This is a genomic window from Pseudomonas sp. SST3 (assembly GCF_003325755.1).
Map to the genome: position 1 here is coordinate 1 of NZ_QORI02000056.1, position 7,683 is coordinate 7,683.

Here is a 7,683-nt window from a genome sequence, read left to right on the forward strand (position 1 = left end):
CCGGCTTGGGTTTGTGCATAAGCTAACCGAGGGTTCCTGTCAGATTGCTGATCGAGACATTACGGTTTTGACAGAGTTGGAATCTACGGATAAAAGATTTCCGAAACTTACCGAAGTAAAGCGTTTTGTCGCTCAGGCCGTACCGAGTGCTTCCGTCAACCTACGGCTAAAAAAATGGGGCCGTATAGGCGCCGATAGGCCAAAGGGAGATGGACAGCCAGAAAGCAGGCATTAACGCGGATATGAATTGCTGAACTGTTTTCAAGTTAACGTAGTTAGCTGTCAAAAAGCTGATGCAAACGTTACATTTCCGTAAGGTGCTGACCGCCAGCTCACCGTACTTCGGCAATAGCGGTTAGGAATTACATCTTTGTAATATCTGGATCAGCTTGCTGTAAGGGAAGTGGTCGTAATCTATAGACATCACTAACCCAGAGGCAACGCCATGAAAACCCTTACCACAGCAATCGTTTCGATCGTATTTGTCACCGCTTCGTCTATAGCAATGGCTGAAGGTGGCGGCGATCGCATGTTTAATCGCATGAACGAAGCGGGCGAAGCAAAGCACACTATAAAAGAGCTACTAAAAGAAGGCACAGTAGTCAGCATCGCACCAAAGGGAACTGCGGGAACCACTAACGCAATCCAAAACTATACAACTAACGGAAAAGTCAGAACCTACGAAATGAAAGTAAGGACTCCTGACGGTAAAATTCATACCGTAGAGTATTTGGGAGCACCCGTAGGCGTCGATAACGGTTAAGAGGCTTAGCTCGCAATCATTCCGATGACAACACCGACAATGACGGCCGTAGTCACTCCTGTGACGGTAATTATTTTACCCACCGTCTCTGCGCTAACCCCCATGGCCTTGTCGACGGCACGCTCGGAAAAGCGGCCAGAGGTGCGGGCCAAGCCCTCGACCGGGCCGTAGAGGTTATCTGGTCGATTAGGCTCTTCATCCTCGCCTGTAAGCTGCCCCTCCCAGGCGCGCTTGGCCATCATCCGGTCGAGCACGCCGGGCAAAACCATGTTACCGAGAATTGCCTGGAACGCTGCCTTGCCCAGCCAAAACTCGCGTGGCTTATCGACAGCTGCGCGCAGAATAGCCCGCGCGGCGACGTCCGGCGTGTGGATCGGCGGCACCGGCTGCGGGCGCTTGCCAAAGGTATTGCGGGCCCAGTCGAACTGCGGCGTGTTATGGCCCGGCAGCTGTACCATCGTCACGCGGATGCGGCTTTTGTCGTGGATCAGCTCGCTGCGCAGCGAGTCGGTGAAACCGCGTATGGCGAACTTTGCACCGCAATAGGCCGCCTGCAACGGAATCGAGCGGTAGGACAGGGCCGAGCCGACCTGGACGATAGTGCCTCGGTCGCGCGCTCGCATGTGCCGCAGCGCGGCGAGCGTGCCATGGACGAAGCCCATGTAGGTGACGTTGGTGACTTGACCGATATCGGCAGCCTTAAGTGTTGATATTGGCCCGAACAGCGTGACCATGGCGCTATTGACCCATACGTCGATTGGCCCGAGTTCCTTCTCGATGTGCTCGGCGGCGCGATCCACGGCGGCGGCATCGGCCATGTCGCACTGGATTGCCAGCACTTTAGCGCCCATGCCCATCAATTCGTCGCGGGTGTCGGCCAGGCCCCGCTCGCCGCGCGCCAGTATTGCCAGCTGATAACCGGCACGGGCAAACGCTATGGCGGTAGCGCGGCCGACGCCGGCGGTCCCGCCGGTAATGACCGCGATAGGTTCACTCATGCAAATCGACTCCTGCTTGAAAACTCTGACGAAGGATTCAGCGAATCAGCCGGTTCCAGCCGCCGTAGCGGTGGTGGATCGACCCACGCGGCAGGCTGAGGCCGATAACCAGCACGCCTGCGCCCAGGCTGCCGATTGTTGAGGCCGTCGAGCCGCCGTCGAGAAACCAGGGGGCCGCGAGCAACCAGAGGCCGATCGGCAGGTTGAGAAAGCGCAGCGGGCGAGCGACTTCGGCTAGCGCCAGCACGGTGACGGTAAGCAGCAGCGAACCCATCAGGTGGTCGCTGTTGGCCATGGCACCTTCGGTGCCGAAGATTAATCTGGTAAACATCAGCCAGACGCCCAGTACACAAAGCAGCAGCAGGCCCCAAGGCAGGTTGACCCCGCGCAATCCCTGTTGCGCCATGCCGGAAAGGCTGCCGGAGAATTCCGGCGAGTCGTCCTGCCGGCAACCCTCCATCGCGTCGCCCTTGAAGAAGGTGCGCCACATCGGCTTGCCTCGGCGCTTGGCGTCCTTGATGAACTGGCCCATGGCGACAAGCTCGTCAAGCGCGTAAGGCATCATCACTAGCATCGCCAGCGCCTGCATCAGGCACAGAGTGCACCAGGTGCCGATCATGATTGGCTGAGCGATGATGAAGAAGATGCTCACCACGCCCAGCGGCACTACCACCACGCCGAAAGCAGCCACCATCCACGGCATGGTGCGCCAGCGCCGCGCGTCGCCCATTACCGCCATGGTCAGTTCGATCATGTAGGCCAGCACACCGACCCCAGCATCGGAGACCGGCCAAGCGCGCGACATGTTGGAGGTAATGATGGTCTCGGTGCCGTTCTCGGCCGGGCCGGTGCCGGGCGCCGGAAAGAACGGATCCCAGGCATTGGCGGTATGACCAAGCTGGTAGGCGGTCAGGTAGCGCGCCAGAAGCACTCCGATCAAAGCTAGTACGGCGATTGGCAGGCGCTGCAACCAGGTCGAAGGGTTGTAATCCCAGCCCGGCGGTACGGCTCCCTTCTGCATCATGCCGCTCATGCTCATGCCCGGCATCATCGGTACCAGGACGGAGAAAGTAATAACTAGTCCGCCTACCAGCAATGCATTGCCATAGCCGGCAGGCGATGGGGTCCAAAACAGCAATGGAGCGCTCATCAGCCAGAGCCCCATGACCGTATTGGCCCAACTGGCCCAGCCAACGCGTTTGAGCGAGAGCAGCGCAAACACCACGATCAACGCACCGCTGATTACGTCATTCCAGGTCATCAGCCAGGCGCGGGTGGCGACGTCGGGCAGCTCGCGCTCCGCGGCCAGACGCGCCAGGTCGAGGTCGTCAGGGGCAATGTTCAGGTAGCCGAAGACGAAGGGCGCGCTCATCACCCAGAAGCCCAGCAACGCGTTGAGGAAATGGCACCACAGTGTGGCGATGTGGCGATGCTCCATCGCCTGCATATGCTCGTCCATGCTCTGGTCGGACTTCATCGCGCCCTGACGCAGATACTCACCCTGGTGCTCCATCGATCGGCTCCGGTTCGACTGCGATGAAAGACGGGCCGAGTAACGGCGGCTCGGCCTACCCAGAAACCGACCGACTGCGCCCGGTCGAGTTCAGATACAGTTCGTATCAATCGCATGACGCGCATTTTTATCTGGTTGCAACGAACCCACTAGGGTCGAGCAGTGCGTCCGTTTCTATCTGCTAGGCTGATGGCAGCATTGATCAGCCCGACATGCGAAAATGCCTGGGGTACATTGCCGCGCTGGGCGCCGCTCGCGGGATCGACTTCCTCTGCAAATAGGCCTAACTCCCCCTGCAAATTTCGCAACTGCTCGAACACTGCCTCGGCATCGGCTTGTGCCCCGGCCTCAATCATTGCCTCGACCAGCCAGAAGCTGCAGATCAGAAAAGCCCCCTCGCTGCCGTTCAGTCCATCAGAGTCGTTCGAAAGGTAGCGCCGCACCAAGTAGGGCTGGCCTTCGATTGCCAAGGCGTCGCGTACGGCATCCAAGGTGGCGCGGAATAACGCTTCGTCGCCAGCGACGAAGCCACTACGGGCCAGTAACAGCAGCGATGCATCCAAGCCTTTTTCGCCGTACGCGCGAACGAAGTGCCGGCCGTCCGCGCTGAGGCCTTCACGCAGCACCTGCTCACGAATAGCCTCGGCTTCGCGCCGCCAGGTCGCCACATCTGCTTTGAGGTCGTGCCGCCCCTGCAGCCACAGCGCGCGTTGCAGCCCGGCCCAGGCCATGACCTTCGAGTGGACGAACTGGCGCGGCTCGCTGCGCACCTCCCAGATGCCCTGGTCCGGTTCACGCCAGTTGCCAGCAATAAAATCAGCCGCCGCAAGCATATGCGGCCAATGAGCTTGCAAAACCGATGCTTCCATACTGTCGCAGACGTAGACACATTCGAGCAGCTCGCCATAAATATCGAGCTGACGCTGCGTATCGGCGGCATTGCCGACCCGCACCGGCGCGGAGCCGCAATAACCGTCAGCGTTTTCAATCTCGCGTTCGCTCGGCGCAGGCAGGCCGTCCACTGTATAAAGGATCTGCAGCGGCATCCCATGTTGCTCAACGGTGTCCTGCAGCCATTGCGCCCAACGGTGGGCCTCGTCGTGGCAGCCGAGGCTGAACAGAGCGGAGAGGGTCATCCCGGCATCACGGAACCAGGTGTAGCGATAATCCCAGTTACGTGTGCCACCGAGAGCCTCGGGTAGCGAGGTGCTGCCCGCTGCGACTACCGCCCCGGTCGGCTGATGAATGAGTAGCTTGAGAGTGATGGCGCTGCGTACGATGAGGTCGCGGTGCCTCTCGGGGCAGCGCAGCCGGCCGCTCCAAGCGCGCCAGGCATCAATCGTGCCGTCCAGGCGCGACCACAATTGTGCTGGCGACATTGGCGCAGGCAGCCAAGAGTCGAGCCCAACCTGCAGCGCCACGGTGAAGCGTTCACCAGCCTTGACCGAACGCCACCCACGCCAACCCGCATCGGTATCTTCGAAGCGGCACTCGGCGTCGAGCCGTAGTGGCGGCTCGTCGCCCTGCAGTTGACCGGTCTCGTTCATCGACCAGGCCACCGGCCCTTCGCCAAAACCGCGCGACGGCTCGACCATCATCTCGAAGTTCAACTCGCCAGAGATACCCTCGACGCACCAAAGCAAAATCTGCCGTGACTCCTCTGCCGGCCAGACCATTCCCAACGTTACGCGCGCTTCACCTTTGTCCGATGTCCACCGCTGCTCGAGCACGGCAGTCCCGTCCAGATAGCGCATCTCTAGTTTGGCATCGCCACTCGCGGCGAGGCGCAGTTGGCCGCCTCGCACACGGTCGAGCAGCGGCCATATCAGAGGCGAAGAATCAAAACGGCGCGGGCAAAACCACTCGAGTCCTCCGTCAGGGCCTATCAGCGCCAGAGAGTGGCCATCACCCAGTGCCGCCAGTGACCCGATGGCGGGATTATTGGAGCTTGCTTCCGTTATAGCGGAGCGGGCCATCATAGGATCCTCGTTCTCGGTTGGTGCAATGCCGAACCGGGCCGGCTGACCACTTTTCGAGCCCACCCGACAGAAGACGTTCGGTTTACGCTCCTCCGTTCTGCTGCCACGAACTTTTTCACGGGCCTGGCAGTCGGTTGTAACGGCACCAAAACTCCCTAAAACAGCGCCTGCACTACTTTGCCCAGGAGTTCTCGATGGCCCTTGCTATTCGCTTCCACGGCCAGCTTTCGCAGACCAGCACCACTTCCTTTCGTGATGAAACTCTGCGAGGTCTGGCCGCCACGCCGAAATGGGCTTCGCCGAAATTCTTCTATGACCGCCGCGGCTCGGAGCTCTTCGAGCAGATCACCGAGCAGCCCGAGTACTACCCCACGCGCACCGAGGTAGCGATCCTGGCCCAGGCTGCCACCGAGATCGCCGAGATTGCCGGACCGGACGCAGACCTGATCGAGTTCGGCAGTGGCGCCAGCCGTAAGGTGCGCCTACTGCTCGAAGCCATGCGCCCGACGAGCTATCTGGGCATCGACATTTCCGATGACTTCCTGCGCAGCAGTACCCAGCGCCTGGCGGCCGACTACCCCTGGCTAGACGTCCACGCGCTGTCCGCAGACTTCTGCGATGAACTGCACCTGCCAAAGGGGTTCGATAGCCGTTGCCCGTTAGCCTTTTTCCCTGGCTCCAGCATCGGCAACTTCACCCCGGCCCATGCGCAGCAGTTCTTACGCCGCCTGCACAGCCTGCTGCCGGTCGGCGGTGGCCTGCTGGTCGGTGTCGATCTGGTCAAGGACAGTGCGGTGCTAGAGGCGGCATACAACGATGCAGCCGGGGTCACCGCGGCATTCAACCTGAACCTGCTCGAACGCATCCGCAACGAGCTTGCCAGCGACATCGACCCGGCGCGCTTCACACACAAGGCGATCTTTAATGCCGTGCAGTCGCGCATCGAGATGCACTTGGCCAGCGCCGAGGCGCAAACCGTGACCATTGAGGGACGACGCTTTCACTTTAAAGCCGGAGAGACTCTGCACACTGAGAACTCTTACAAGTACAGCCTCGAATCCTTCGCTGCGCTGGCACGCCTGGCGCGCTTCGACAGTATCCAGCAGTGGACCGACCCGCAGCAGCTGTTCAGCGTGCATTACCTCAAACGCACGTGCTGAGGTCCTACGCCACGTTGGTTACCCACCGGCGCTGAACGACAGGACATCCGGCGCAGCGGCTGGTCGACTAGCCCCGTTTGAGCAGTTATTCGGACCGGCATCTCCTAGGACATAAGCCATCTCAACAGAACGAGCTGCCTGGCTCCAACCCTGAACAGTCACCTCAGAACTCGTCTACCGGCAATGCGCCGAAGACCGCCGCAGTCAACGGGGTCAATCCTCATGCACATGTTTTTTGCCATCTGCATGAGTGTGGGTTGTTGGCGTAGGCGTCGGGGCGTGGTGGTCGCTCGCGCTTCCTGAAGCATGATGATCGCTTCCGCTTTGCCCCGTTGAGCTGCTTTCGGCATGCGTGCCACTATCGCTATGGCCCATGGGGCTGGCAGAACCGTGATGATCGGCGCCAGAACTACCATGATGATCGCCGCCATCTTCTGCCTGACTGTCACCATGATGGTTTCCGACGTCGGTCTCACCACCGCCATGCTGGTGTCCGCCACTGGCCGCGACCATATCGCGGTATTGCCTGGCATCCAGATTTGGAAGCTGTCTAATAAACGCTACCATCCCCCAGATGTATTGGTCGTCCATACTCTTACCCCAAGCAGGCATCCCCGTTGCCTTAATTCCGTGCTTGATCACCCAAAATGTCTTCGCAGGATCATCGTAGATTCCCGTTTTAGCCAGGTTAGGCGGTGCCGGATAGAGGCCTTCGCTCAATTCGGTTTGTGCTGCGTCAGGCGACAAATGACATCCCACACACATCGAGTCGTAGTTACCGGCCCCGGCTCGAATCTGGGCTTCGTTATCGAGGACCGGTACCTCGATATCGTTAGCACGAACTTCAACTGAACGATTTCGGGCGGTGTCTAGAAACGCATGTACCGGACCTGTATGCGGGTCATCAGCCCCCACATTTATCAAGCCAAAATAGACAACTCCCGCTACGCCAGTTACAGCGGCAACAAACGCTACAGCCAAGGTCGCAATGATGGTTTTCATCTTATTCCTTAGAACCACATCCGAATGCCGGCGACAAGGCGCGCCTCTTCCCGATCTTCACCTTCATCACGAGCCATATCTGCTGTGTTACCGAATGAGCGATTCCATGTGACGCCGATGTAGGGCGCAAACTCACGCACGATTTCGTAGCGCAAGCGTAAGCCAACCTCCGCATTAGCAAGGCCGGAGCCTATGCCGCGCTGCGGATCGTTCTTGCCGTAGAAGTTCAGCTCAGCGGTCGGCTGTAAAATTAGCCGATTCGTGAGAA

At 59.6% G+C, this 7,683-nt stretch carries 7 protein-coding genes; 2 read left to right on the top strand and 5 right to left on the bottom strand.

Features of this window, described 5'->3' with window-relative positions; translation table 11 throughout:
- The first annotated feature begins 445 nt into the window (after nt 1-445).
- Nucleotides 446-763: a co-regulatory protein PtrA N-terminal domain-containing protein gene (locus tag DQ405_RS22980; RefSeq protein WP_082041347.1), complete on the top strand. Its 318-nt coding sequence runs from the start codon at nt 446-448 to the stop codon at nt 761-763.
- A gap of 5 nt (nt 764-768) precedes the next feature.
- On the opposite strand, the gene DQ405_RS22985 is transcribed toward DQ405_RS22980, so the two are convergent.
- The 3 genes from DQ405_RS22985 to DQ405_RS22995 form a co-directional block, all read right to left on the bottom strand.
- A complete protein-coding gene (locus tag DQ405_RS22985; RefSeq protein ID WP_041015572.1) occupies nt 769-1,761 on the bottom strand; it encodes an SDR family oxidoreductase in 993 nt (330 codons plus the stop codon).
- Between the two features lie 37 nt (nt 1,762-1,798).
- Nucleotides 1,799-3,274 carry a vitamin K epoxide reductase family protein gene (locus DQ405_RS22990; protein ID WP_230697846.1) on the bottom strand — a complete coding sequence of 492 codons (1,476 nt, stop codon included), beginning with the start codon at nt 3,272-3,274 and terminating at the stop codon, nt 1,799-1,801.
- 149 nt (nt 3,275-3,423) lie between these two features.
- Entirely contained in the window at nt 3,424-5,253 is a 1,830-nt protein-coding gene (locus DQ405_RS22995) for a glycoside hydrolase family 15 protein (protein WP_052462886.1), read from the bottom strand.
- Between the two features lie 194 nt (nt 5,254-5,447).
- On the opposite strand from DQ405_RS22995, the gene egtD reads away from it, so the two are divergent.
- Nucleotides 5,448-6,413, top strand: a complete 966-nt coding sequence (gene egtD / locus DQ405_RS23000; protein ID WP_041015573.1) for an L-histidine N(alpha)-methyltransferase — start codon at nt 5,448-5,450, stop codon at nt 6,411-6,413.
- A 213-nt stretch (nt 6,414-6,626) separates the two neighbouring features.
- Here egtD and DQ405_RS23005 read toward each other — a convergent pair whose 3' ends face one another.
- Both DQ405_RS23005 and DQ405_RS23010 read right to left on the bottom strand, forming a co-directional pair.
- Nucleotides 6,627-7,415 carry a c-type cytochrome gene (locus DQ405_RS23005; protein ID WP_082041348.1) on the bottom strand — a complete coding sequence of 263 codons (789 nt, stop codon included), beginning with the start codon at nt 7,413-7,415 and terminating at the stop codon, nt 6,627-6,629.
- A gap of 8 nt (nt 7,416-7,423) precedes the next feature.
- On the bottom strand, nt 7,424-7,683 hold a 260-nt coding region (locus tag DQ405_RS23010), incomplete at its 5' end, for a copper resistance protein B (protein ID WP_168426270.1).

What these genes read in the sequence shown, in the direction of transcription:
- DQ405_RS22980 (WP_082041347.1), top strand. Translation starts at nt 446, where the DNA reads ATGAAAACCCTTACCACAGCAATCGTTTCGATCGTATTTGTCACCGCT.
- DQ405_RS22985 (WP_041015572.1), bottom strand. Translation starts at nt 1,761, where the DNA reads ATGAGTGAACCTATCGCGGTCATTACCGGCGGGACCGCCGGCGTCGGC.
- DQ405_RS22990 (WP_230697846.1), bottom strand. Translation starts at nt 3,274, where the DNA reads ATGGAGCACCAGGGTGAGTATCTGCGTCAGGGCGCGATGAAGTCCGAC.
- DQ405_RS22995 (WP_052462886.1), bottom strand. Translation starts at nt 5,253, where the DNA reads ATGATGGCCCGCTCCGCTATAACGGAAGCAAGCTCCAATAATCCCGCC.
- egtD (WP_041015573.1), top strand. Translation starts at nt 5,448, where the DNA reads ATGGCCCTTGCTATTCGCTTCCACGGCCAGCTTTCGCAGACCAGCACC.
- DQ405_RS23005 (WP_082041348.1), bottom strand. Translation starts at nt 7,415, where the DNA reads ATGAAAACCATCATTGCGACCTTGGCTGTAGCGTTTGTTGCCGCTGTA.